The organism is Pseudomonas sp. GW531-T4 (assembly GCF_017349615.1).
GTDB lineage: Bacteria > Pseudomonadota > Gammaproteobacteria > Pseudomonadales > Pseudomonadaceae > Aquipseudomonas > Aquipseudomonas chlororaphis_I.
Window position 1 is genome coordinate 161,164 of record NZ_JACMZT010000005.1, and the last position, 23,450, is coordinate 184,613.

General features: G+C 62.1%; 21 protein-coding genes. 10 read left to right on the forward strand and 11 right to left on the reverse strand.

Going from position 1 to position 23,450, the window contains the following annotated elements; all coding sequences use genetic code 11:
* The first annotated feature begins 87 nt into the window (after positions 1-87).
* Positions 88-1,014 carry a transaldolase gene (tal, locus tag J4D28_RS06035; RefSeq protein ID WP_009047986.1) on the forward strand — a complete coding sequence of 309 codons (927 nt, stop codon included), beginning with the start codon at positions 88-90 and terminating at the stop codon, positions 1,012-1,014.
* Positions 1,015-1,088: 74 nt separating this feature from the next.
* On the opposite strand, the gene rssC is transcribed toward tal, so the two are convergent.
* Together rssC and rssB are read right to left on the reverse strand one after the other, a co-directional pair.
* Positions 1,089-1,571 (reverse strand): anti-sigma factor antagonist RssC, encoded by a 483-nt coding sequence (rssC, locus tag J4D28_RS06040; protein WP_007926970.1) that lies wholly within the window; start codon positions 1,569-1,571, stop codon positions 1,089-1,091.
* Positions 1,571-2,752: a two-component system response regulator RssB gene (rssB, locus tag J4D28_RS06045; RefSeq protein ID WP_007926968.1), complete on the reverse strand. Its 1,182-nt coding sequence runs from the start codon at positions 2,750-2,752 to the stop codon at positions 1,571-1,573. Before rssB ends, rssC begins: the two co-directional genes overlap by 1 nt.
* A 277-nt stretch (positions 2,753-3,029) precedes the next feature.
* Between rssB and J4D28_RS06050 the strand changes: the two genes are divergently transcribed.
* Complete coding sequence (locus J4D28_RS06050; RefSeq protein ID WP_009047985.1) at positions 3,030-3,329, forward strand: PilZ domain-containing protein; 300 nt, start codon at positions 3,030-3,032, stop codon at positions 3,327-3,329.
* A 60-nt stretch (positions 3,330-3,389) separates the two neighbouring features.
* On the opposite strand, the gene J4D28_RS06055 is transcribed toward J4D28_RS06050, so the two are convergent.
* Entirely contained in the window at positions 3,390-4,073 is a 684-nt protein-coding gene (locus J4D28_RS06055) for a VacJ family lipoprotein (protein WP_009047984.1), read from the reverse strand.
* 202 nt (positions 4,074-4,275) lie between these two features.
* Here J4D28_RS06055 and J4D28_RS06060 point away from each other — a divergent pair, with 202 nt between their 5' ends.
* Together J4D28_RS06060 and J4D28_RS06065 are read left to right on the forward strand one after the other, a co-directional pair.
* Entirely contained in the window at positions 4,276-4,896 is a 621-nt protein-coding gene (locus J4D28_RS06060) for a hypothetical protein (RefSeq protein ID WP_009047983.1), read from the forward strand.
* A gap of 113 nt (positions 4,897-5,009) precedes the next feature.
* Positions 5,010-5,273 carry a DUF4404 family protein gene (locus J4D28_RS06065; protein WP_007926964.1) on the forward strand — a complete coding sequence of 88 codons (264 nt, stop codon included), beginning with the start codon at positions 5,010-5,012 and terminating at the stop codon, positions 5,271-5,273.
* A 46-nt stretch (positions 5,274-5,319) separates the two neighbouring features.
* Here the strand turns inward: J4D28_RS06065 and queF are convergent, their stop codons facing one another.
* A complete protein-coding gene (gene queF, locus J4D28_RS06070) occupies positions 5,320-6,150 on the reverse strand; it encodes an NADPH-dependent 7-cyano-7-deazaguanine reductase QueF (protein WP_101282061.1) in 831 nt (276 codons plus the stop codon).
* Positions 6,151-6,218: 68 nt separating this feature from the next.
* Positions 6,219-6,773, reverse strand: coding sequence for a plastocyanin/azurin family copper-binding protein (locus J4D28_RS06075; RefSeq protein ID WP_016704932.1), 555 nt, complete (start codon positions 6,771-6,773; stop codon positions 6,219-6,221).
* Positions 6,774-6,928: 155 nt separating this feature from the next.
* Between J4D28_RS06075 and J4D28_RS06080 the strand changes: the two genes are divergently transcribed.
* Both J4D28_RS06080 and J4D28_RS06085 read left to right on the forward strand, forming a co-directional pair.
* Positions 6,929-7,609, forward strand: coding sequence for a heavy metal response regulator transcription factor (locus tag J4D28_RS06080; RefSeq protein ID WP_007926961.1), 681 nt, complete (start codon positions 6,929-6,931; stop codon positions 7,607-7,609).
* The gene (locus J4D28_RS06085; protein ID WP_016704933.1) at positions 7,609-8,970 is read left to right on the forward strand and encodes a heavy metal sensor histidine kinase; all 1,362 of its coding nucleotides are present in this window, start codon (positions 7,609-7,611) and stop codon (positions 8,968-8,970) included. The genes J4D28_RS06080 and J4D28_RS06085 overlap by 1 nt, the downstream gene beginning before the upstream one ends.
* Before the next feature lie 62 nt (positions 8,971-9,032).
* On the opposite strand, the gene J4D28_RS06090 is transcribed toward J4D28_RS06085, so the two are convergent.
* The 3 genes from J4D28_RS06090 to J4D28_RS06100 all read right to left on the reverse strand — a co-directional run bounded on the left by J4D28_RS06090 (position 9,033) and on the right by J4D28_RS06100 (position 12,283).
* A complete protein-coding gene (locus tag J4D28_RS06090) occupies positions 9,033-10,277 on the reverse strand; it encodes a lipoprotein-releasing ABC transporter permease subunit (RefSeq protein WP_009047979.1) in 1,245 nt (414 codons plus the stop codon).
* Between the two features lie 64 nt (positions 10,278-10,341).
* The gene (gene lolD, locus J4D28_RS06095; protein ID WP_164485193.1) at positions 10,342-11,025 is read right to left on the reverse strand and encodes a lipoprotein-releasing ABC transporter ATP-binding protein LolD; all 684 of its coding nucleotides are present in this window, start codon (positions 11,023-11,025) and stop codon (positions 10,342-10,344) included.
* Between the two features lie 7 nt (positions 11,026-11,032).
* Complete coding sequence (locus J4D28_RS06100) at positions 11,033-12,283, reverse strand: lipoprotein-releasing ABC transporter permease subunit (RefSeq protein WP_016704934.1); 1,251 nt, start codon at positions 12,281-12,283, stop codon at positions 11,033-11,035.
* 94 nt (positions 12,284-12,377) lie between these two features.
* On the opposite strand from J4D28_RS06100, the gene J4D28_RS06105 reads away from it, so the two are divergent.
* Both J4D28_RS06105 and J4D28_RS06110 read left to right on the forward strand, forming a co-directional pair.
* Positions 12,378-12,965 (forward strand): PilZ domain-containing protein, encoded by a 588-nt coding sequence (locus tag J4D28_RS06105; protein WP_009047976.1) that lies wholly within the window; start codon positions 12,378-12,380, stop codon positions 12,963-12,965.
* A 61-nt stretch (positions 12,966-13,026) separates the two neighbouring features.
* Complete coding sequence (locus J4D28_RS06110) at positions 13,027-13,749, forward strand: glycerophosphodiester phosphodiesterase (RefSeq protein ID WP_016704935.1); 723 nt, start codon at positions 13,027-13,029, stop codon at positions 13,747-13,749.
* Between the two features lie 42 nt (positions 13,750-13,791).
* Here J4D28_RS06110 and sthA read toward each other — a convergent pair whose 3' ends face one another.
* Together sthA and J4D28_RS06120 are read right to left on the reverse strand one after the other, a co-directional pair.
* Entirely contained in the window at positions 13,792-15,186 is a 1,395-nt protein-coding gene (gene sthA / locus J4D28_RS06115) for a Si-specific NAD(P)(+) transhydrogenase (protein ID WP_007926939.1), read from the reverse strand.
* A gap of 201 nt (positions 15,187-15,387) precedes the next feature.
* Complete coding sequence (locus J4D28_RS06120) at positions 15,388-16,365, reverse strand: FAD:protein FMN transferase (protein WP_103330845.1); 978 nt, start codon at positions 16,363-16,365, stop codon at positions 15,388-15,390.
* Between the two features lie 373 nt (positions 16,366-16,738).
* Between J4D28_RS06120 and J4D28_RS06125 the strand changes: the two genes are divergently transcribed.
* The gene (locus tag J4D28_RS06125; protein WP_009047973.1) at positions 16,739-18,037 is read left to right on the forward strand and encodes an MFS transporter; all 1,299 of its coding nucleotides are present in this window, start codon (positions 16,739-16,741) and stop codon (positions 18,035-18,037) included.
* Positions 18,038-18,184: 147 nt separating this feature from the next.
* Here the strand turns inward: J4D28_RS06125 and J4D28_RS06130 are convergent, their stop codons facing one another.
* The gene (locus J4D28_RS06130; protein ID WP_016704937.1) at positions 18,185-19,648 is read right to left on the reverse strand and encodes a glyceraldehyde-3-phosphate dehydrogenase; all 1,464 of its coding nucleotides are present in this window, start codon (positions 19,646-19,648) and stop codon (positions 18,185-18,187) included.
* Positions 19,649-19,998: 350 nt separating this feature from the next.
* Here J4D28_RS06130 and mfd point away from each other — a divergent pair, with 350 nt between their 5' ends.
* Entirely contained in the window at positions 19,999-23,448 is a 3,450-nt protein-coding gene (mfd, locus tag J4D28_RS06135) for a transcription-repair coupling factor (RefSeq protein ID WP_009047971.1), read from the forward strand.
* Positions 23,449-23,450: the final 2 nt, after the last annotated feature.

Here is a 23,450-nt window from a genome sequence, read left to right on the forward strand (position 1 = left end):
GTTTAGGCCTCCGCTTACCTCTTCACGCCCTTGAGCGGCTGTCAGCGCTCGGGTAATGTCAACAGACCCACAGGACAGAGCACACTCATGACTTCCAAGCTGGAACAACTCAAGCAGTTCACCACCGTGGTTGCCGACACCGGCGACTTCGACGCTATCGCCCGGGTCAAACCGGTAGACGCCACCACCAACCCTTCCCTGCTGCTCAAGGCCGCGGCCATTCCGGGTTACGCCGAGCTGCTGAATGCCTGCGTCAGCGACGTCAAGGGCGATGTCGGCCTGGCCAGCGACCGTTTTGGCGTCGCGGTGGGTAAAGAAATCCTCAAACTGATCCCGGGCCGTATTTCCACCGAAGTGGATGCACGCCTGTCGTTCGACACCGACGCCATGCTCAAGCGTGCCCATCGACTGATCGAGCTGTACGACAAGGCTGGCATCGGCCGTGATCGTGTACTGATCAAGATTGCCTCCACCTGGGAAGGCATCCGCGCTGCCGAGCAACTGGAACGCGAAGGCATCCAGACCAACCTGACCCTGCTGTTCTCCTTCGCCCAGGCGATCGCCTGCGCCGAGGCCGGCGTGTTCCTGATCTCGCCGTTCGTGGGCCGTATCTACGACTGGTACAAAAAGGCCAGCGGCAACGACTACACCGGCGCCGACGATCCGGGCGTGCAATCGGTGACCCGCATCTACAACTACTACAAGGCCAATGACTACAAGACCGTGGTCATGGGTGCAAGCTTCCGTAACCTGAACCAGATCGAGCAACTGGCCGGCTGCGACCGCCTGACCATCAGCCCCGACCTGATCGAGAAGCTGGCCGCCGATACCGGCAAGCTGGAGCGCAAACTGACGCCGGGCCATGCTGGCGAAGCCCGCCAGAGCCTGAACGAAGCGCAGTTCCGCTGGGCCTCCAATGAAGACGCGATGGCTACCGAGAAACTGGCCGAAGGTATTCGTCAGTTCGCCCGCGACCAGGAAAAACTCGAGGCACTGCTGGCCGCCAAGCTCTGATCGAGCGAGCGCCAACGCAAAAGGGCGAACCCTCGTGGGTTCGCCCTTTTTTATGCGCTGCCGCTTTTATCGGATCAGTTACGTTCCAGAGCATTCACCAGATCGTGGAACGCCTCGCGATTGGAGTCGTTCAAACCCATGAGGATCTTGTGCGCTTCCAGCACCTTGAGCCGCACCACCTCTTCCGACTGGTCCTGGGATGGCAGGTCGGTCAGGCATTCCGGGCATGGGATCGGACGGTCAACGATGTTGAACACCTGATCGAAGCCCATGGACTGCAGCAGCCGAGTGATGTCTTCGTGGGTGGTGACGACGGTCGGCAACAGGCCGACCTTTTGCCGCGACAGGATCGACAGCTTGGCCAGCAGGCCCAGGGTGGTGCTGTCGATGCTACGGGTTTCGGTCAGGTCGATCACGATCGCCGAGAAATTCAGCGCCGTGAAGATCCGCTCAATAGTCGCATCCAGCGCCGAACACAGGGTCAGGCGCACTTCACCGATAAACTTCAGGACAAAGGTGCCGTCCTGCTCGGCGAACTGGATTCTACCGGTACTCATTAAAGATTCCTGCTCAACACCAACAGGGCGATATCATCCGGCATCTCCCCTAGCGTGGCCAATCCAAAAACTTGCCGCAGACCATCCAGGCTGCCGCCTGCCGTTCTCACCCGTTCAGGTAAGGCGGCCTCTTTCTCTTTGAGTGTGGGTTCCGGCAAAAGGTCCAGAATGCCATCAGACATCAGCGTCAAGCTGAAGCTCGGAGGCAGTTCCAGAATGTGATCTTCATAGGTGGCTTCATTGAACAAGCCTACCGGCAGACCGCGCCCTTCCAGGTAACGCACACTGTCTGGCGTGTACAACACAGGCAATGGCAGGTGTCCGCCAATGCTATAGGTCAACAAGCCCGTCTCCTCGTCGATGACGCCACCGACCATTGTCACGTGTTTGCCCAGCTTACAGCTGATCAGACCACGGTTGATATGGCCAAGAACTTCCGACGGCTTGAATTCCGGCAAAGTGCCATTGCGCTTGGACTCGAACAGCAAGCGCGTGGTCATGAACTTGAGCAGCACCGTGACAAAGGCCGATGACGCGCCATGTCCGGAAACATCCGCCAGGTAAAAGGCTACGCGGCGCTCGTCGACACGAAAGTAATCGACGAAATCACCGGACAGGTACAACGACGGGATGATCTGGTGCGCGAACTTGAACTCATCGATGGTCCAGGGGCTCACCGGCAGCATGTTCATCTGCACCTGGCGCCCGGCGTTCTGATCTTCCTGCAACAGGCTCAGGCTGGCTTCGAGCTCACGGTTGGCGGCTTCCAGCTTCTCCCGGTAGCGCTGGTTTTCCAGCAGCAGGCGCGCACGATCCAGTGCCCGGCGCACCGAATGCTCCAGCACCGCGAGGTCTTCCAGCGGCTTGATCAGATAGTCCGCTGCGCCCAGGCGCAGGGCCTCGACGGCATCGTTCATCACACCGGCACCGGAAACCACGATGACCGGGGTTTGCGGCTCGATGTCGGTTACCTGACGGATTAGTTCGAGGCCGCCCATCTGCGGCATGCGCAGATCGCAGATCACCAAGTCGGGCTTTTCCTGCTCGAACACCTGAAGTCCCTGCTGGCCGTTACTGGCCTGCAGGACGCTGAAGCCACTGTCTTCCAAATAGGCCGCGAGGCTCGCGCGCACTACTTCGTCGTCATCGATTATCAGCAGCGTGGCACTGGTTTTTGGCATGTGGGCAAACGGCGCCAGAATTAGGTTGGCGTAGGTGGCTGGGCACGAGGCCTGGACACACACTACTGGATTCGCTTTCTAGCCACTCTGGAAACGGAGCCAGGGCCCGTAGCCCTGCACGCTCGACCATCAGAGGTGCCCTTCTAAGGCGCAGACGGTACTCCCATCCGCGGGGCGTTTCAAGCTCATGCCGATGGTCGCTGGACGTCTTTACACCTCAAATCACCGGGAGTTATAAGAACAGACAAATCCGCAACTTAAACGCAGGATGGAGCCTATGAGCCCAAACGATCGTGACTACAGTGAAAAGCGCGATTACATCCGCATGCGGGTGGATGCAGAGGTCACGCTGATCCATCAGGGCCAGGTGATTTCAGCCGTCTGTATCGACCTTTCCAGCAGTGGCATGCAGGTCCGGGCACCACGCTCATTCAAGGTTGGCGACCAGCTCAGCGTGCGTATCGATTCCGACCATGCTGCCCTCAGGGGACTGGAAGCGGACACCGAAGTGGTCTGGGTCACCGAACTGGAAGGCAACGGCCAGAAACTTGGCCTTACAATCCTGAAGATGAACTGATTCTGAAACCCATGAAAAAAGGCGGCCTCGAGGCCGCCTTTTTCATGACTGGGTCAAAGCTTAAAAATCGTCTTCGACCTTGCCGTCCTTGACCTTGAATTCGCGGTTCTGCAGGTAGGCATTGCGAATGAAGGTGTACTTGTCGCCACTGATCAGCTTCTCGCTCGACAGCAGGCTGGCGCGGGTGTCGACGACCTCCAGGGCAAACACGCTGTTACGTACCGGCACGTCGTTCACATAACGGTAACCGTCGGTAAAGCTGTCCACATACTTGGCCGGCGCGTCGCGCAGGGTGCTCGGACCGAAGAACGGCAGCATCACGTAAGGACCGCTGCCGACCCCCCAGTAACCCAGGGTCTGGCCGAAGTCTTCATCGTTACGCTGCAAACCCATCTTGGTGCTCACATCGAAAAAGCCCGCTACGCCGATGGTGGTGTTCATCAACAGCCGCGCAGTGTCGACGGCAGCGGCATGGGGCTTGGCCTGCAGGATATCGTTGGCCAGGTTGCCGACATCACCGATGTTACGGAAGAAGTTGTGAATGCCGTCCTCGAGAAATTGCGGCGTTACGGCTTGATAACCTTTTGCCAAGGGTTTCAGCGCATAGGTATCGATGGTGTCGTTGAAGGTGAAGATCGGGCGGTTGATGCTTTCCCACGGATCGTCTTCCGCAGCGTGGGCCAAAACCGGCACCAGCAGCATGCCGGCACACATAAGCTGAGCGAGACGATTGCTCCAGCGCATAGCAGAAACTCCTTGGATTGTACTGTCGCGGGCGCTATGCCCTGGCGGTAAGCGCGCTAGTATAAGTCGGATATATCCATTTATGCAGCACTGGCGCAGCGCTTAGCCCTCTCCCCCCTCGTTTGCATGGCCTGTTCACGAGGCTGTCACCCAACGGTCATCTGCCGTCGATACGCTTGCAAGGTATTTCAGGGACGTCACGATGCCTCACGCCGAAGCCTTGCCTGTATCCGCCCCCACCTTGACCGCCGTGCTCTTTGGCCTCAGCGGTTGCCTGGTGGATTTCGGCGCGCGGATGCGCCTGCACAGCGCCGATCACCCGGTCCTGGAACAGGCCCACGCCACCCACGGCGCCCTGGACATCCTGCACAGCCTGCAACAACAAGGCGTACCTTGCGCCTGGCTCGACGAATTGCCCGACAGTCTCAGCCAGCGCCTGGCGAGTTCACTACCCGACTGGGTCATCGCCTCCCCCAACACAGGCTCCCGCTGGCCTGCTCCCGATGCCTGCTGGCAGGCGCTGATGGCCCTGAATGCCAGCCGGCTGGACGGCTGCGTGCTGGTCAGCGGCGAACCGCGCCTGCTGCAATCGGGCCTCAACGCCGGCCTGTGGACCATCGGCCTGGCGTCCTGCGGTTCGCTCTGTGGCATGAGCCCGGCGCAATGGCAGGCGCTGAGTCAGCAGGAACGCGAGCTCAAGCGTGGCAAGGCGACCCTGCATCTATTCAGCCTCGGCGTGCACTCGGTGATCGACCATCTGGGAGAGCTGCCGACCTGCCTCGCCGACATCGGCCAGCGTCGCCTGAAGGGTGAAAAACCCTGACTTGATCAAGATCATGCACATTGCCCGCGAGTGGATTACGCTAAGGTTCAGACATGGACCTTTAGCGAATCGGCGCGGTCCATGGCTGTGCCTATCAATGAAGGGAGAACGCCATGCCTGCCCGCGAACTGCAAGAACAGCTCAATACCCTGCGCGAGCAATTGGAGCAGAACCCACCGCTTTCGGAAGCAGAACGCGCCAATCTGCAGGAATTGATGCAACAGATCGAGCTCGAGCTCAAACTGGAAAACGCCACCCAGGACACCAGCCTGGCCGACGGGGTCAACCTCGCCGTCGAACGCTTCGAGCTTGAGCACCCCGCCATTGCCGGCACCTTGCGCAACATCGTGCAAACCCTCGGCAACATGGGGATTTAACCCCTTACAGACAAAAAAAGCCCCGCTACCAGAGCGGGGCTTTTCATTACTGGCGAACCAGTCGGAAGTTGGCGAAACTCGCTGTTTCGGTACTGCGATACGGGTTGATGTCCAGGCCACCACGACGCACATAACGCGCATACACCGTGAGCCTCTCCGGCTGCAGCAAGCGCTGCAGGTCGAGGAAAATCCGCTCCACGCATTGCTCATGGAAGTCCGAGTGCTGACGGAAGCTCACCAGGTAGGCCAGCAGGCTGGCGTGGTCCAGCGCCGGGCCACGGTACTCCACCACCACGCTGCCCCAGTCCGGCTGGCTGGTGACCGGGCAATTGGATTTGAGCAGATGGCTGTGCACGCTCTCCTCGACAATCCGCGACCTGTCGCACTGCAGCAGCTCCGGACGTGGATGTTCATAGCTGCTGACGTTGATATCCAGCTCGTCGATGCAGGTCCCCGGCAAGGCCACCACACCTTCCGCCTCCACTTCGCCCAGGCTGCGGATCCGCACGCCCACCGGCTTGCCGGCCGCCGCCGAGAGGTCGGCACGCAAGGTTTCTTCCAGGCTCTGGCGATCCGCGAAAGGGGTCTGGTTCAGCGAGTTGAGGTACAGCTTGAACGACTTCGACTCGATGATGTTCGGTGAGTCCGCCGGAATGCTGAACTCGGCGATGGCCACCACCGGCTTGCCGGAAGGCAGCAGCCAGGACAGCTCGAAGCAGTTCCAGAAGTCCACGCCTTTATAAGGCAGGGTGTCGGCGCTCAGGCCCAGCTCGGCCCATTTCGCCGCCCGCGGGATCGGGAACAGCAAGGACGGTGTGTAGGTGGAGACGTATTCACTGGACTTGCCCAGCGGCGAATGTTCGGCTGCGGGATGCATGGCGGAAACCTGACTGAAGAATCAGGCGATTCTATCAGTCTTTGCCTCCGCCTTTGAGCCCCAGGCGCTTACTGGCTGACGGTCAGCTTGCCGACCATGCCCGCCTGATAGTGCCCCGGGATATTGCAGGCGAACTCCAGGCTGCCGGCCTTGCTGAAGGTCCAGGTCAGCTCAGCGGTCTTGCCCGGCTCCACCAGCACGCTGTTCGGATCGTCGTGCTTCATGCCGGGCATCGCGCCATGCCCCATGGCGGCGTGATCCATGGCCCCGGCGGGCATACTCTTCATCGCGGTAGGTGTCAGCATGCCGCTCTGCTGCATCTTCAGCATTTCCTGCTGGTGCTCGGCATGCATGGCCGCGGTACCGAGATTGAGCTCATGCAGCAAATGGCCCTTGTTGATCAAGACGAAACGCACGGTCTCGCCAGCCTTGATGTCCAGGCTCTTGGGGGTGTAGGACATGTCGTTCATGACCACTTCCACCGTACGCGTGGCCTTGGCCGCCGAGGCCGCCTGACCGAAATCGTAGGTCTGCGCCGGCGATGCCCAGGCCGGTGCACCCAATGCCAGCAAACACGCGGCCAGCGTCAACGAACGAGGTAAAACACTCTTGGGCAAAAACATAGTCGTACTCCAATAAGATGAGGTTCAGCGTGTGTGAAACTCTAAGGCCGCACCGCTGCCAGCTGGCTGACTGCTAAATTACAACTTTGTCAGCTTGTGCCAAGCGGCCGTTGCCCACGGTATAAAGCCCGCGTTCCATTTGCCATGAGTCGCCCATGAAATTGCTGATCGTCGAAGACCAACCGAAAACCGGCCACTACCTGCGCCAGGGCCTGAGCGAGGCCGGCTTCAATGCCGAGCTGGTGGCCGATGGCACCACCGGCCAACACCTGGCGCTGACCGGCGACTATTCCCTGTTGATTCTCGACGTGATGCTGCCGGGCCGCGATGGCTGGCAGATCCTGCAAGCCGTGCGCGGCGCCGGGCTGGAGATACCGGTGCTGTTCCTGACCGCGCGCGATGCGGTGGAAGACCGGGTTCACGGCCTGGAGCTGGGCGCCGACGATTACCTGGTCAAGCCTTTCGCCTTCTCCGAACTCCTGGCCCGGGTTCGCAGCCTGCTGCGCCGCGGCAGCTCCACGCCCCAGGAAACCACCCTGCAACTGGCGGACCTGCGCCTGGACCTGATTCGCCGACGGGTCGAACGCAACGGCCAACGCATCGACCTCACCGCCAAGGAGTTCTCGCTGCTGGAAATGCTCCTGCGACGCCAGGGCGAAGTATTGCCCAAGACGTTGATCGCCTCTCAGGTCTGGGACATGAACTTCGACAGCGACACCAATGTCATCGAAGTGGCGATCCGCCGCCTGCGCCTGAAGATCGATGACGATTACCCCAACAAGCTGATCCACACCGTGCGCGGCATGGGCTACGTGCTCGAAGAGCGCCAGGCCTGATGCGCCGCTTGACCCTGAGTGGGCGCCTGGCCCTGTTGTTCGCCGGCTGCACCGCGGTGGTTTCGCTGCTCGCCGGGGTGCTGTTCAGCCGCGCCAGCGAGGCGCACTTCATCGAACTCGACCAGCAACTGCTGGAAGGCAAGCTGATCGCCATGCGCAGTGCGCTGCAGGGCGCCGCCGACCCGCAACGCTTTGCCGAACGCAAGGCGCAGTTGCAGGATGAACTCAGCCATCAACCGGACCTGACGCTGCGGGTCACAGGCGCGGATGGCGCCGTCTGGTTCGACAGCGCCAAGGGGTTGCCGGCCACTGCGGCCCAGCCGACCGGACTGCACAGTCTGCAACACGACGGTACCGCCTACCGCATCTACAGTGCAGCCCTGGAGCCCGGCCAGGCCGGCTCGCCAGAGCTGACCCTGATGCTCGATATCACCCACCACCAGCACTTCCTGCAACGCATGCAGCACCTGATCTGGCTGACCGTCGGCCTTTCGGCACTGGCCACTGCGCTGCTCGGGGCCTGGGCGGCGCGCAGCGGCCTGCGTCCGTTACGGCGGATGAGCGAGGTCGCCGCGGGTGTTTCAGCCAGCTCGCTGACCCAGCGCTTGCCGGAGCAGCAGATGCCCGGCGAACTGGCCGAACTGGCCCAGGCCTTCAATGCCATGCTCGGGCGCCTGGACGACTCCTTCCAGCGTCTCTCCGCGTTCTCGGCGGACATCGCCCATGAACTGCGCACCCCACTGTCGAACCTGCTGACCCACACCCAGGTCACCCTCACCCGCCCACGGGCGCTGGAAGACTATCGCGAAGCGCTGCACAGCAACCTCGAAGAGCTGCAGTGGATGGCCCAACTGGTCAACGACATGCTCTACCTGGCCAAGGCCGACCATGGCCTGCTGACGCCAAAGCGCGAAGCACTGGAGCTGGGTGACGAAACCGACATGCTGCTGGAGTTCTATTCGCCGCTGGCCGAAGACGCCGGCATCGCCCTGGGGCGCGAAGGCAGTGCGAAGATCCAGGGCGACCGCAGCATGTTGCGTCGCGCCCTTTCCAACCTGCTGGACAACGCCCTGCGCTTCACCCCGGCTGGCGGCGAAGTGCGGGTGCGGCTTGGCGAGACCGCCAAGGGTTCATTCCTGCGGGTGGAAAACACCGGCGAAGGTATTCCGCCTGAACGCTTGCCACGACTGTTCGACCGATTCTACCGCGCCGACCCGGCGCGCCATGAAGGCAGCAGTGAACATGCAGGCTTGGGGCTGGCCATCACTCAATCGATCATCCGCGCCCATGGCGGGCAGATTCGTTGCGAATCGGCGCAGGGCCGGACGAGCTTTGTGATTGAGTTGCCGAGGCAGGACTAGCGCAGGGGTTGCGAGCAAGCTCCCCGGAGGAGTGAGCTTGCTCGCGATAGCGGGCTTGGGCCTTAGGAGTAACGCAACGCCGTCGCCGGCTCGACCTTCGCCGCGCGCCAGGCTGGATACAGGGTCGCCAGGAAACTCAGGACAAAACCCGCGGTGCAGATCAGGGCCACGTCGCCGCCCTGCAGCTCGGAAGGCAGGTTGCTGACGAAGTACACGTCGGAACTGAAGATGTGCTGGCCGCTGACCCGTTCCAGCCAACCCACCAGCGCACTGACGTTCAACGCCGCGATCACCCCCAGCACGCCACCGATCAAGGTGCCGACGATGCCGATCACCGTGCCCTGGACCATGAAGATCGCCATGATCTGCCGTGGCGTGGCGCCGATGGTGCGCAGGATCGCGATGTCCGCGCCCTTGTCGTTCACCACCATGATCAGCGTGGCGATGATGTTGAACGCGGCCACGGCGACGATCATCAGCAGCAACAGGCCGATCATGGTCTTTTCCATCTTCATCGCGCTGAACAGGCTGCCCTGGGTGTGGGTCCAGTCATCGGCCTTGAAGCCAGCGCCCAGGCTGGCCGCGATGTCGCTGGAAACCTTGGGCGCGGCGTACAGGTCCTTGACCGCCAGGCGCACGCTCTGCACCTGGTTCGGCTGCCAATGCTGCATCTCGGCGGCATCGGCCACATGGATCAAGCCCATGGAACCGTCGAGTTCGGCCCCGACCTTGAACACCCCGACCACGTTCAAACGCTGCATGCGCGGGGTGATGCCGCCCGGCGCAGAGCTGATTTCCGGCACGATCAGGGTCAGCTTGTCGCCGACATTCAGGCGGAAGCGGCGTGCCGTGATCTCACCGATCACCACCCCGAACTCGCCCGGTTTCAAGGCATCCAGACGGCCCTGCACGATGTGCTGGGCAACGATGGAGACCTTGCCTTCCTGGGCCGGGTCGATGCCGCTGATCTGAATCGGCTGCATCGAGCCCTTGTAGGAGAGCATGCCCTCCATCTCGGTGAACGGCACCGCGGCCGTCACCTCGGGATTTTTCATCGCCGCGGCGGCCACCGGCTGCCAGTCGTCGATCGGCTTGACGCCGACGATGGTGGCGTGGGGCACCATGCCGAGGATGCGCGAGCTCATTTCGCGCTGGAAACCGTTCATCACCGACAACACCACGATCATCGCCAGCACGCCCAGGGCGAGGCCGATCATCGAGGTCATGGAGATGAAGGAAACAAAGCGATTGCGGCGCTTGGCGCGGGTATAGCGCGTGCCGATAAAGATCGATAACGGTCTGAACATTCGCTGGGGCACCGTATGGAAATTAAAGACCCGGCGCCTGTTTCAGGCGCCGGGTTGCAGCCAGTCAGATGGGCGTCAGGCAACCTTCCTGCAGGTGCAGGACGCGATCCATCTGGCGAGCCAGGTTCATGTCGTGGGTCACCACCAGGAACGCGGTACGCATCGAGGTGCTGAGTTCCAGCATCAAGTCCTGAATGCCTTGCGCGGTGTGGGAATCGAGGTTGCCGGTCGGCTCGTCGAGCATCACCAGCCCTGGCTTGTTGACCAGGGCGCGAGCGATGGCCACACGCTGGCGTTCGCCACCGGACAGCTCGGCCGGCTTGTGCTCCAGGCGATGGGCCAGCCCGACCCGCTCCAGCAAGGCCGTGGCCCGCTGACGGGCTTCCGGGATCGCGGTCTTGCCAATCAGCAGCGGCATGCAGACGTTTTCCAACGCGGTGAATTCCGGCAGCAAATGGTGGAACTGGTAGACGAAACCGAGGGAGCGGTTGCGCAACAGGCCGCGGCCCTTCTCGCTCAGTGCCGAAAGCTCTTCACCGTCGAGCCAGACGCTGCCCTTGGTTGGCGTGTCGAGGCCGCCCAGCAGGTTGAGCAAGGTACTTTTGCCCGAACCGGAGGTACCGACGATCGCCACCCGTTCGCCCGGGTGCAACTCCAGTTGCAGGCCGGACAACACCACCACCGACTCCGGACCTTCCTCGTAGGACTTGCCCAGGTCGCGGCAGCTCAGAATTGCTTTTTCACTCATGCCCAACTCACTCATAACGTAGCGCCTCCGCAGGCTGGGTGCGCGCGGCACGCCAGGCTGGATACAGGGTGGCGAGGAAACTCAGGACCAGTGCCGCACCGCAGACCATCAACACGTCTTCGGCCATCAGTTGCGATGGCAGGTAGTCGATGAAGTACACGTCGGCATTGAGGAATTTGTGCCCGATCAGGCCTTCGAGGGCCGAGATCGCCGCGCTGACGTTCAACGCCGCGAACATCCCGACCACGGCGCCGATCAAGGTACCGATCACACCGATCACCGTGCCCTGGACCATGAAGGTCGCCATGATGCTGGCCGGCGTCGCCCCCAGGGTGCGCAGGATCGCGATATCGCCCTTCTTGTCGTTCACCACCATCACCAGGGTGGAAATGATGTTGAAGGCGGCAACAGCGACGATCAGCAGCAACAGCAGGCCGATCATGGCTTTTTCCATGCGGATGGCCTGGTACAGGTTGCCGTGGGTACGGGTCCAGTCACGGGCGTAGTACTGGTTCTCGCCCAGATGCTCGGCAATTTCCCAGGCGGTGCGTGGCGCCTGGAACAGGTCGTCGAACTTCAGGCGCAGGCCCTGGACCTGATCCGGCTTCCAGCGGTGCAGGCGGCCCAGGTCGTCGAGGTTGGTCAGGCCCAGATAGCCGTCCAGCTCACCGGCGCCGACATGGAAGATGCCGACCACGGTAAAACGCTTCATGCGCGGGAACATCCCGGCCGGGGTCACCGTGACCTCGGGCGCGACGAAAGTCAGCTTGTCGCCCAGGCCAACCCCCAGCTTGGTCGCTGCCTTGTCGCCGATCACGATGCCGAAGCTGCCGGGCGCCAGGTCGTCCAGCTTGCCCTGCTTCATGAAGTTATCGATGATCGAAACCTGGCGTTCCTTGGCCGGATCGATGGCGTTGAGCAGGACTTTCTGCACCTGGCCGTTATTGGTCAGCAACCCCTGCATCTGGGTGAAGGGCGCAACCGCCAGCACCTTGGGGTTCTGCTGGACCTTGTCGGCCAGGCCTTGCCAGTCGCTGATCGGCTCACCGGACTCGATGGTCGCGTGGGGCACCATGCCCAGCACGCGGGTGCGCATCTCATGGTCGAAGCCATTCATCACCGACAGCACGACGATCATCACGACCACGCCCAGGGCAAGTCCGATCATCGAGGTCAGGGAAATGAATGACACGAAATGATTGCGACGCTTTGCACGGGTATAACGCGTGCCAATAAATACGAAGAGAGGTCTGAACATGTCGGGGCTTGTTCGGAGGAAAAGAAGACGTCCTTGTGGCGGGTCCAGGTAAGCAGCTTTACACTCAGACCACCGCCGCTACCATGGGTTCGCCATGTCGACATTAGATGAAGAAGATCGCCGCGAATACTACCGTATCGAGGACACGATCGCACTGGAAATTAGCCCCTTGTCCGCCCACGAAGCGGCGAGCAAGGAAGTGTTGCAGGATGCGTCGCCGCTGTTCAACCTGCTCAGCGAGTTGCATCTGAGCGAATTCGAATCGCAGCACCTGCTGCGCCAGGTCAGCGAGCGCGACCGGACCCTGGCCAACTACCTCAAGACCATGAACAAGCGCATCGACCTGCTCAGCCAGGTGGTGGCGCAGACCGTGCTCGGCAAGTTCGGCGAACCGCAGCGGGTGATTCTCTCCGAAGGCGGCATCGAGTTCGAACATCACCTGTCCTACCCGGCCGGCACCCACCTGGCGGTCAAGCTGCTGCTGATGCCCCAGGCCTTGGGCCTGTTGTTGCGGGCCAAGGTCACCCACTGTGAAACCCGCAGTTTCGGCACGTTCGAAATCGGTACCGAGTTCGAATCATTGACCGACGCCCAACGCCAGTTGCTGGCGCGCTATATCCTGCAGAAGCAAGCCCAGGAACGTCGCCAGGCCCGAGAGCAGAACGACCCGGCCGCCGACTGACCTGTGGCCCCATCGCGCAGCACTGACCATCTAATGGAAAAATTTCCGTGAAGGAGCAATCGTGACCCTGATTTATGGCCACCGCGGCGCTAAAGGCGAAGCACCGGAAAACACCCTGACCAGCTTCCAGCAGTGCCTCAAGCATGGCGTACGCCGTTGCGAGCTGGACCTGCACCTGTCCATGGACGGCGAGCTGATGGTGATCCACGACCCCACCCTCAAGCGCACCACCGACCGCCGCGGCAAGGTGGTCGAACACAGCGCCGAAGAACTGGTGACCTACGACGCCCGCAAGGGTGGCCCGGGCTGGGTCACGCCCTGCCCGATCCCGCGCCTGGAAGAGCTGTTCGAAAAGTGCGACTTCGAGCACTGGCAGCTGGAGGTCAAGAGCGCCTCGCGCACCCGTGCCGCCACCACGGTGTTGGCGATTCGCGAAATGGCCCAGCGTTTCGGCCTGCTGGACAAGGTCACCGTCACCTCCAGTTCACGGGAAGTGCTCAAGGCGGCTGTCGAATTGACCCCGGATCTGTCGCGCGGGCTGGTCGCCGAATACGCCTGGCTCGACCCGTTGAAGGTCGCGCAAAGCTACGGCTGCGAGATTCTGGCGTTGAACTGGACACTCTGCACCCCGGAGCGGCTGCAACGGGCGCAGCGTCAGGGTTTGCATGTGTCGGTGTGGACAGTCAACGAGCCTGCACTGATGCGCAGGCTCGCCGACTTCGGCGTAGACAGCCTGATTACAGACTTTCCCGGTTTGGCCAGCGCCACGCTCGAGAGTTACTGAAATCGGTCTCCCCGGCCGGCTCAGGCCACCGGCCGGAGTCGCTCAAAAAAGCCGGTTGAGGCCGTCGTAAGCTGCGACCCGATAGGCTTCGGCCATGGTCGGGTAGTTGAACGTGGTGTTGACGAAGTACTTCAGGGTATTGAGCTCACCCGGCTGGTTCATGATCGCCTGGCCGATATGCACGATCTCCGAAGCCTGGTAGCCGAAGCAGTGCACGCCCAGGACTTCCAGGGTTTCGCGGTGGAACAGGATCTTCAGCATGCCTTGCGGCTCACCGGCGATCTGCGCGCGGGCCATGCTCTTGAAGAAGGCCTTGCCCACTTCGTACGGCACCTTGGCCTGGGTCAGTTCCTGCTCGTTCTTGCCGATCGAGCTGATCTCCGGAATGGTGTAGATCCCGGTCGGTACATCGTTGACGAAGCGCCAGCTGCCGTTGTCGACGATGCTGCCGGCAGCCGAACGACCCTGGTCATGGGCGGCACTGGCCAGGCTCGGCCAGCCGATCACGTCACCGGCGCCGTAGATGTTCGGCACACAGGTGCGGTAGTTCTCGTCCACTTCGATCTGGCCACGGCTGTTGACCTTGACCCCGATGTTTTCCATACCCAGCCGGTCGGTGTTGCCGGTCCGGCCATTGCACCAGAGCAAGGCGTCGGCCTTGATCTTCTTGCCCGACTTGAGGTGCAGGATCACGCCGTTGTCGAGGCCTTCGACGCGGTCGTATTCCTCGTTGTGGCGCACGGTGATGTTGTTGTTACTGAAGTGGTAGCTCAGCGCCTGGGAGATCTCGGAATCCAGGAAGCTCAGCAACTGGCCGCGGTTGTCCACCAGCTCGACCAGCACCCCCAGGCCACTGAAGATCGACGCATATTCACAGCCGATCACGCCGGCGCCGTAAACGATGAGTTTGCGCGGGGTGTGGCCGAGGCTGAGGATGGTGTCGCTATCGTAGATACGCGGGTGGTGGAAATCGATATCGGCCGGGCGATACGGGCGCGAGCCGGTGGCGATGATGATGTGCTTGGCCACCAGCTTCTCGACCACACCGTTGGCGCAGACCACTTCGATGGTCTGCTCGTCGGCGAAGCTGCCGGTGCCGAAGAACACGTCGACCCGGTTACGCGCGTAGTAGCCGGTGCGCGAGGCGACCTGCTTGGAGATGACCTTCTCGGCGCTTTTCAGTACGTCGGGGAACGAGAACCAGCGCGGCTCGCCAATGGCCCGGAACATCGGGTTGGTGTTGAACTGCATGATCTGCCGGACCGAGTGACGCAAGGCCTTGGACGGGATGGTGCCCAGGTGGGTGCAGTTACCGCCGACCTGGCGACGGCTATCGACCATCGCTACCTTGCGTCCTGCTTTCGCGGCGTTCATTGCCGCACCTTCTCCAGCGGGGCCTGAACCCAGCACCACTACGTCGTAGTTGTAGACAGCCATGCGTACTCCTCAGAACAGGCCGCGGCACCCGATGTGGCGCCTGCGGCTAAATCATGTCGCGGCCAGCGGCATGAAGGATCAATTTGGCTCGGTTACGAACCCGGGCACAGTCTATAGAAGCGTCAACGCCGCGCACATTAACCCTTGGTCGCGTCGCCGGCTACTTTTGCCTGCGACATCGCGCCGCGGCGCTGCGCAAGATTACTGCTTTTGTCCGGCAAACAGGCGATCAAACGCGCGGTTGCTGCGTGTGACGAAGCCTGTATCGGCGCGAATCACAAAAAATGCGGCGATATCGTGTTTTTCTGCGTAATCCCAGCCGCGCTCGGGACCGAGGATCAGCAACAGGGTCGATAACCCATCGGCCATCACAGCCGCGGGATGGATCACCGTGACCGAGGCCAGCCCATGCTCGACAGGTCTGCCGGTGCGGGCGTCGAAGGTGTGGGAGTAACGCTGCCCGTCGCGCTGGAAATAATTGCGGTAGTCGCCGGAAGTCGAAACCCCATAACCATCGACGGCGATGACCCGCTCGGCAACCTGTCGGTCGTCCCGCGGCTCCTCCAGGGCGATGCGCCATGCCGAACCGTCGGGTTTCCTGCCGACCGCCTTGAGTTCGCCCGTGGCTTCGACCAGGTAACTGTCGATGCCCATTTCCGCGAGCCTGGCGGCAATCCGGTCCACCGCATAACCGGCGGCGATGCTGTTGAAATCCACCTCGACCGCGGCGTCCTTGCACAGCCGGTCGCCCTCGATACGCAGATGGGTATAGCCGACCCGCTGCCGCGCTTGCGCCAGCGCCTCATCACTGGGCACCGCCTCTCCGCGCCCCTGCGGGCCGAAGCCCCAGAGGTTGAGCAACGGCTCGACCGTCAGATCGAAGGAGCCCTGGCTGTCCCGCGATAACTGCTGGCCCACCTCGACCAAGCGCAGGACCGCCGCCGGCATCGCCTGGCAGCTGTTGGCCGGCAGATCGTTGAAGCGTTCGATGTCCGAGTCGCTGCGATAGGTCGACATCTGCCGGTCGATCTGCGCGAGTATCTGCTCGACCTGGGCCTGCACCTCATTCGGCGCGGCCAGGCCTGCCCGCCTCACGTACTTGATCGAGTAGGTACTGCCCATGGTCGGGCCGCCGAAGCTTTCCAGCGAATCGCCCCGATCACATCCAGCCAGGGCCATGAGCAAAACGACAGGAAGCCATCCTCGCACCCAAGATCCAACCAACAAGACTTCGCCTCCCGACACTCGATTTCCCTCTCGGCAGTCGCCGATCAGGGCGGGCCATTATGCGGCAGCCAGCGCGGATTTGATCCAGGCCGAACCCAGCTCATCGCAAGCTCGCTCTTGCGGGTTTATTCAGCGAGTTGGCTGGCAATAAATCCCAAGCCTTCCATCTACTTAGCAAGCAAGCTAAGAGTTTTTGTTGCCTCGGCAGACTCATACACATATTGTTACAAACTGTCTGACCTGCGGCTTAGCCGCCCCAGACCGTGCAACCAGGACGGGTAACGACCAGGGATCGCTAACAAAATAGCCAAAGTGAGTGAATAAAATGTCCACGACCACGGGCAAAGGCAAGGCGATCTTTCGCGTTGTCAGCGGCAACTTTCTGGAGATGTTCGACTTCATGGTCTACGGCTTCTACGCCACGGCCATCGCCAAGACCTTCTTCCCTGCCGACAGTGCTTTCGCGTCACTGATGCTGTCGCTGGCGACCTTCGGCGCCGGCTTCCTGATGCGCCCGCTGGGCGCGATCTTTCTCGGTGCCTATATCGACCGCCATGGCCGCCGCCGGGGCCTGATCATCACCCTGCTGCTCATGGCCGCGGGCACAGTACTGATCGCCTGCGTCCCGGGTTATGCCACCCTCGGCGTCGCTGCGCCGTTGCTGGTGCTGCTCGGCCGCTTGCTGCAGGGTTTCTCTGCCGGAGTGGAGCTGGGTGGCGTCTCGGTTTACCTGGCGGAAATCTCCACCCCGGGTCGCAAGGGCTTCTTCGTCAGCTGGCAATCGGCGAGCCAACAGGCCGCCGTGGTATTCGCCGGCCTGCTGGGTGTGGGCCTGAATCACTGGCTGAGCCCGGAGCAAATGGGCGACTGGGGCTGGCGCGTACCGTTCCTGGTGGGCTGCATGATAGTGCCGGCGATCTTCATGATCCGTCGCTCGCTGGAAGAAACCCCGGAGTTCCAGGCACGCAAGCACCGCCCTACCCTGCAGGAAATCATCCGCTCCATTGGCCAGAACTTCGGCATCGTCCTGGCCGGCATGGCGCTGGTGGTGATGACCACCGTGTCCTTCTACCTGATCACCGCCTACACCCCGACCTTCGGCAAGGCCGAGCTGCAGCTGTCGGACCTGGACGCGCTGCTGGTCACCGTGTGCATCGGCCTGTCGAACTTCTTCTGGCTGCCGGTGATGGGCGCCGTCTCGGACAAGGTCGGGCGCAAGCCGCTGCTGCTGGCGGCGACCGTCCTGGCAATCCTGACGGCGTACCCGGCACTGTCCTGGCTGGTGGCCAACCCGAGTTTCAGCCACCTGCTGATCGTCGAGTTGTGGCTGTCCTTCCTCTATGGCTCGTACAACGGCGCCATGGTGGTAGCCCTCACCGAGATCATGCCGGTTGAAGTACGCACCACCGGCTTCTCCCTGGCCTACAGCCTGGCGACCGCCACCTTTGGCGGCTTCACGCCGGCAGCCTGCACCTACCTGATCCATGTGCTGGACAACAAGGCGGCGCCGGGTATCTGGCTCAGCGGCGCAGCGGTGCTGGGCCTGATCGCGACCCTGGTGCTGTTCCGCGGCAATCGCCACGAACTGCGCAGCGCACAGGCAGCGATAGCCGATGGCGCCTGACAGGACGTTATCGCGAGCGCGCCCAACGCTTCTGTAGGAGCGAGGCTTGCCCGCGATAACGCCCGAGCAGATACAAGCGCATCGCAAGCAAACGCCACAAACAAAAACGCCCCGACAAGTCGGGGCGTTTTCATGTGCGGCTAAGGTTTAGCGCGGGAACGCAGGCGGGTTCACACCAGCCATGTCTTCCATCACACGAACCACCTGGCAGCTGTAGCCGAATTCGTTGTCGTACCAGACGTACAGCACAACGCGGTTGTCCTGGGTGATGGTCGCTTCAGCGTCCACCACACCGGCGTGGCGCGAGCCAACGAAGTCGGTGGAAACCACTTCCTGGGAATTGACGAAGTCGATTTGCTTGTGCAGATCGGAGTGCAGCGCCATGTAGCGCAGGTACTCGTTCATCTCTTCACGGGTTGCGGCTTTCTCGAGGTTCAGGTTGAGAATGGCCATCGACACGTTTGGCGTCGGAACGCGGATCGCGTTACCGGTCAGCTTGCCGGCCAGCTCAGGCAGGGCCTTGGCAGCAGCGGTAGCAGCACCGGTCTCGGTGATCACCATGTTCAACGCGGCGCTACGGCCACGACGATCGCCCTTGTGGAAGTTGTCGATCAGGTTCTGGTCGTTGGTGTACGAGTGAACGGTTTCGACGTGCCCGTTGACGATGCCGAACTTGTCGTTCACGGCCTTGAGCACCGGCACGATGGCGTTGGTGGTGCAGGAAGCGGCGGAAACAATCTTGTCGTCAGCGGTGATGTCGGTGTGGTTGATACCGTGAACGATGTTCTTCAGCTTGCCTTTGCCAGGCGCGGTCAGAACGACGCGGTCGATACCCGGGCAGGCCAGGTGCTGGCCCAGGCCATCGGCGTCACGCCATACACCGGTGTTGTCCACCAGCAGCGCGTCTTTGATGCCGTACTGGGTGTAGTCCACCTCGGTCGGGTTCTTCGCGTAGATAACCTGGATCAGGTTGCCGTTGGCGGTGATGGTGTTGTTGGCTTCGTCGATGGTGATGGTGCCGTTGAACGAACCGTGTACCGAGTCGCGACGCAGCAGGCTGGCGCGCTTGGTCAGGTCGTTCTCGGCGCCTTTGCGCACCACGATGGCACGCAGGCGCAGGCCGTCGCCGCCACCGGTTTTCTCGATCAGGATGCGCGCCAGCAGACGGCCGATACGACCGAAGCCGTACAGGACCACGTCGGTGCCTTTGCGGGGCGAAGCGTTTTGCTGGCCAACCACGTCAGCCAGCTCTTCGCGAACGAATTGCTCGGCGGTGCGGCCATTGCCTTCGTTGCGGAATTTGAACGCCAACTTGCCCAGGTCCACCGAGGCAGCGCCGAGCTTGAGCTCGCTCATGGCCTTGAGCAGTGGGAATGTTTCGTGGACGGAGAGTTCGCTATCGTCGGAAGAACGATGGCGAGCAAAGCGGTGAGCTTTGAGAATCGCGATGACAGACTGGTTGATCAGGCTGCGGCCATAGATCGAACTCACCACATTGTTATTGCGGTAGAGCTGACCGATAAGCGGAATCATCGCTTCTGCGAGCGCTTCACGGTCGATCCATTCACCAAGACACTGGTCGGGCTTCTGAGTCACGGGAACCTTCCACATGTAGGGGCTGAAAAAAGGGGCTACATTATGCAGCCGAGTCCCCTGCGTAGCAATGCGCGCCTGTCGCGCAGAACGTAACAAAACCTCATCCGGAAAAATCACGCCCCGCTCCAGCCCAGTAAATACGCGGGTTTCAGAAAGGCCTCATTTTGCGCGGCAACCCAGCGTTGTCTGTAACCCTCCGTAACACCGCCCCAATTCGGCACTACATTTCCTGCCAAAAAACGCGTTTTTTTGTCATAACCACTACATTTTCCGCAACCACGTAATAGACACATCAGCAACTGACAGCCGGTATGCCGGACCGCTACAATTACCGACTTTGTCGCAACGCTGGAGCTCAACCTTCCGTGCCCGTTCTGCGTCTACCGCAACTCCCTGCCGCCGCCGGCAAACAGCACTGGGGCAATCTGCCCGGTGCCGCCCTCAGCCTGGCCATTGCCGAGGCTGCCAGCGCCGCCAAGCGCTTCACCCTGCTGCTGACCGCTGACAGCCAAAGTGCCGAACGGCTGGAGCAGGAGCTGAGTTTCTTCGCCCCGGATTTGCCCGTGCTGCATTTCCCGGACTGGGAAACCCTGCCCTACGACCTGTTCTCGCCGCACCAGGACATCATCTCCCAGCGGATCGCCAGCCTGTACCGGCTGCCGGAGCTGGAGCACGGTGTGCTGGTGGTGCCGATCACCACCGCCCTGCATCGCCTGGCGCCGACCAAGTTCCTGCTCGGCAGCAGCCTGGTGCTGGACATCGGCCAGAAGCTGGATGTCGAACAGATGCGTACCCGCCTGGAAGCCAGCGGCTATCGCTGTGTCGATACGGTGTACGAGCACGGCGAGTTCGCGGTGCGCGGCGCCTTGATCGACCTGTTCCCGATGGGCAGCAAACTGCCTTATCGCATCGACCTGTTCGACGATGAAATCGAGACCCTGCGCACCTTCGATCCGGAAAACCAGCGCTCCATCGACAAGGTCGATTCGGTACGCCTGCTGCCGGCGAAGGAATTCCCGCTGCAGAAAGAAGCCGTCACCCGCTTCAAGGCCCGTTTCCGCGAGCGCTTCGACGTCGACTTCCGCCGCTGCCCGATCTTCCAGGACCTGAGCAGCGGAATCACCCCGGCCGGCATCGAGTATTACCTGCCACTGTTCTTCGAAGACACCTCGACCCTGTTCGACTACCTGCCCCAGGACACCCAGGTGTTCTCCCTGCCAGGCATCGAACAGGCGGCCGAGAACTTCTGGAACGACGTGCGCAACCGTTACGAAGAACGCCGCGTCGATCCGTCCCGTCCTTTATTGCCGCCCGCCGAATTGTTCCTACCGGTGGAAGACTGCTTCGCCCGCCTGAAAAGCTGGCCGCGGGTAGTCGCCAGCCAGCAGGACATCGAGGCCGGTGGCGGCCGCGAGCGCTTCCCGGCGCAGACCCTGCCCAACCTCGCCATCGAAGCCAAGGCCAACCAGCCGCTGGCGGCCCTGGCGAACTTCCTCGACGAGTTCTCCGGACGCGTGCTGTTCACCGCCGAATCCGCCGGGCGCCGCGAGGTACTGCTGGAGTTGCTGGAGCGCCTGAAGCTGCGGCCAAAGACCGTCGACAGCTGGCCGGACTTCGTTGCCGGCAAGGACCGCCTGGCGATCACCATCGCGCCGCTGGACGAAGGCTTGCTGCTGGACGATCCAGCCCTGGCGCTGGTGGCCGAAAGCCCGCTGTTCGGCCAGCGCGTGATGCAGCGCCGGCGCCGGGAAAAACGCGCCGATGCCAACAACGATGCAGTGATCAAGAACCTCACCGAGCTGCGCGAAGGCGCGCCGGTGGTGCATATCGATCATGGCGTGGGCCGCTACCTGGGCCTGGCCACCCTGGAAATCGACAACCAGGCCGCCGAATTCCTCACCCTGGAATACGCCGAGGGCGCCAAGCTCTATGTGCCGGTGGCCAACCTGCACCTGATCGCCCGCTACACCGGTAGCGATGACGCCCTGGCGCCGCTGCACCGCCTGGGTTCGGAAACCTGGCAGAAGGCCAAGCGCAAGGCCGCCGAGCAGGTGCGCGATGTCGCCGCCGAGCTGCTGGACATCTACGCTCGCCGCGCGGCCCGCGAAGGTTATGCCTTCGCCGACCCGAAAGCCGACTACGCCACTTTCAGCGCCGGCTTCCCGTTCGAAGAAACCCCCGACCAGCAAACCACCATCGAAGCGGTGCGCGAGGACATGCTCGCGGCCAAGCCGATGGATCGCCTGGTCTGCGGCGACGTTGGCTTCGGCAAGACCGAAGTGGCGATGCGCGCGGCCTTCATCGCCGTGCACGGTGGCAAGCAAGTGGCGATCCTGGTGCCCACCACCCTGCTCGCCCAGCAGCACTACAACAGCTTCCGCGATCGCTTCGCCGACTGGCCGGTGACCGTGGAAGTGATGAGCCGCTTCAAGTCCGCCAAGGAAGTGAATGCCGCGGTGGCCGACCTGGCCGAAGGCAAGATCGACATCGTCATCGGCACCCACAAGCTGTTGCAGGACGATGTGAAGATCAAGAACCTCGGGCTGGTGATCATCGACGAAGAACACCGTTTCGGCGTGCGCCAGAAAGAGCAGCTCAAGGCCCTGCGCAGCGAAGTCGACATCCTGACCCTGACCGCCACGCCGATTCCGCGCACGCTGAACATGGCGGTCTCGGGCATGCGCGACCTGTCGATCATCGCCACGCCGCCAGCCCGACGCCTGTCGGTGCGCACTTTCGTCATGGAGCAGAACAAGAGCACGGTCAAAGAGGCCCTGCTGCGCGAGCTGCTGCGCGGCGGCCAGGTCTACTACCTGCACAACGATGTGAAGACCATCGAGAAATGCGCCGCCGACCTCGCCGAACTGGTGCCGGAAGCGCGCATCGGCATCGGCCACGGGCAGATGCGCGAACGCGAACTCGAACAGGTGATGAGCGACTTCTACCACAAGCGCTTCAACGTGCTGATCGCCTCGACCATCATCGAGACCGGCATCGACGTACCGAGCGCCAACACCATCATCATCGAGCGCGCCGACAAGTTCGGCCTGGCCCAGCTGCACCAGTTGCGCGGCCGGGTCGGTCGCAGCCACCACCAGGCCTACGCCTACCTGCTGACGCCAGCGCGCCAGCAGATCACCCCGGACGCGGAAAAGCGCCTGGAGGCGATCGCCAATACCCAGGACCTGGGGGCCGGCTTCGTGCTCGCCACCAACGACCTGGAAATCCGCGGCGCCGGCGAACTGCTGGGCGATGGCCAAAGCGGCCAGATCCAGGCGGTAGGCTTCACCCTTTATATGGAAATGCTCGAGCGCGCGGTGAAAGCCATCCGCAAGGGCGAGCAGCCGAACCTCGACCAGCCGCTGGGCGGCGGTCCGGAAATCAACCTGCGCCTGCCGGCGCTGATTCCCGAAGACTACCTGCCGGATGTGCACGCGCGGCTGATCCTCTACAAGCGCATTGCCTCGGCCACCGACGAGGACGGCCTGAAAGACCTGCAAGTGGAGATGATCGACCGCTTCGGCCTGTTGCCGGAACCGACCAAGAACCTGGTGCGCCTGACCCTGCTGAAACTGCAGGCCGAGCAACTGGGCATCAAGAAGGTCGACGGCGGCCCGCAAGGCGGTCGTCTCGAGTTCGCCGCCGATACCCCGGTGGATCCGCTGGCATTGATCAAACTCATCCAGGGCCAACCCAATCGCTACAAATTTGAAGGCGCCACGCTGTTCAAATTCATGGTGCCGATGGAACGCCCGGAAGAACGCTTCAACACATTGGAGGCGCTGTTCGAGCGCCTCACCCCGAAAACTGCTTGAAG

Excerpts from the sequence above, each read along its gene's own strand:
- J4D28_RS06120 (WP_103330845.1), bottom strand. The coding sequence starts at position 16,365 with ATGGCCCTGGCTGGATGTGATCGGGGCGATTCGCTGGAAAGCTTCGGC.
- J4D28_RS06050 (WP_009047985.1), top strand. The coding sequence starts at position 3,030 with ATGAGCCCAAACGATCGTGACTACAGTGAAAAGCGCGATTACATCCGC.
- rssC (WP_007926970.1), bottom strand. The coding sequence starts at position 1,571 with ATGAGTACCGGTAGAATCCAGTTCGCCGAGCAGGACGGCACCTTTGTC.
- J4D28_RS06065 (WP_007926964.1), top strand. The coding sequence starts at position 5,010 with ATGCCTGCCCGCGAACTGCAAGAACAGCTCAATACCCTGCGCGAGCAA.
- J4D28_RS06055 (WP_009047984.1), bottom strand. The coding sequence starts at position 4,073 with ATGCGCTGGAGCAATCGTCTCGCTCAGCTTATGTGTGCCGGCATGCTG.
- J4D28_RS06085 (WP_016704933.1), top strand. The coding sequence starts at position 7,609 with ATGCGCCGCTTGACCCTGAGTGGGCGCCTGGCCCTGTTGTTCGCCGGC.
- J4D28_RS06090 (WP_009047979.1), bottom strand. The coding sequence starts at position 10,277 with ATGTTCAGACCGTTATCGATCTTTATCGGCACGCGCTATACCCGCGCC.
- J4D28_RS06060 (WP_009047983.1), top strand. The coding sequence starts at position 4,276 with ATGCCTCACGCCGAAGCCTTGCCTGTATCCGCCCCCACCTTGACCGCC.
- sthA (WP_007926939.1), bottom strand. The coding sequence starts at position 15,186 with ATGGCTGTCTACAACTACGACGTAGTGGTGCTGGGTTCAGGCCCCGCT.
- J4D28_RS06100 (WP_016704934.1), bottom strand. The coding sequence starts at position 12,283 with ATGTTCAGACCTCTCTTCGTATTTATTGGCACGCGTTATACCCGTGCA.
- queF (WP_101282061.1), bottom strand. The coding sequence starts at position 6,150 with ATGCATCCCGCAGCCGAACATTCGCCGCTGGGCAAGTCCAGTGAATAC.
- tal (WP_009047986.1), top strand. The coding sequence starts at position 88 with ATGACTTCCAAGCTGGAACAACTCAAGCAGTTCACCACCGTGGTTGCC.
- J4D28_RS06080 (WP_007926961.1), top strand. The coding sequence starts at position 6,929 with ATGAAATTGCTGATCGTCGAAGACCAACCGAAAACCGGCCACTACCTG.
- lolD (WP_164485193.1), bottom strand. The coding sequence starts at position 11,025 with ATGAGTGAAAAAGCAATTCTGAGCTGCCGCGACCTGGGCAAGTCCTAC.
- J4D28_RS06125 (WP_009047973.1), top strand. The coding sequence starts at position 16,739 with ATGTCCACGACCACGGGCAAAGGCAAGGCGATCTTTCGCGTTGTCAGC.
- J4D28_RS06075 (WP_016704932.1), bottom strand. The coding sequence starts at position 6,773 with ATGTTTTTGCCCAAGAGTGTTTTACCTCGTTCGTTGACGCTGGCCGCG.
- rssB (WP_007926968.1), bottom strand. The coding sequence starts at position 2,752 with ATGCCAAAAACCAGTGCCACGCTGCTGATAATCGATGACGACGAAGTA.
- J4D28_RS06105 (WP_009047976.1), top strand. The coding sequence starts at position 12,378 with ATGTCGACATTAGATGAAGAAGATCGCCGCGAATACTACCGTATCGAG.
- J4D28_RS06130 (WP_016704937.1), bottom strand. The coding sequence starts at position 19,648 with ATGTGGAAGGTTCCCGTGACTCAGAAGCCCGACCAGTGTCTTGGTGAA.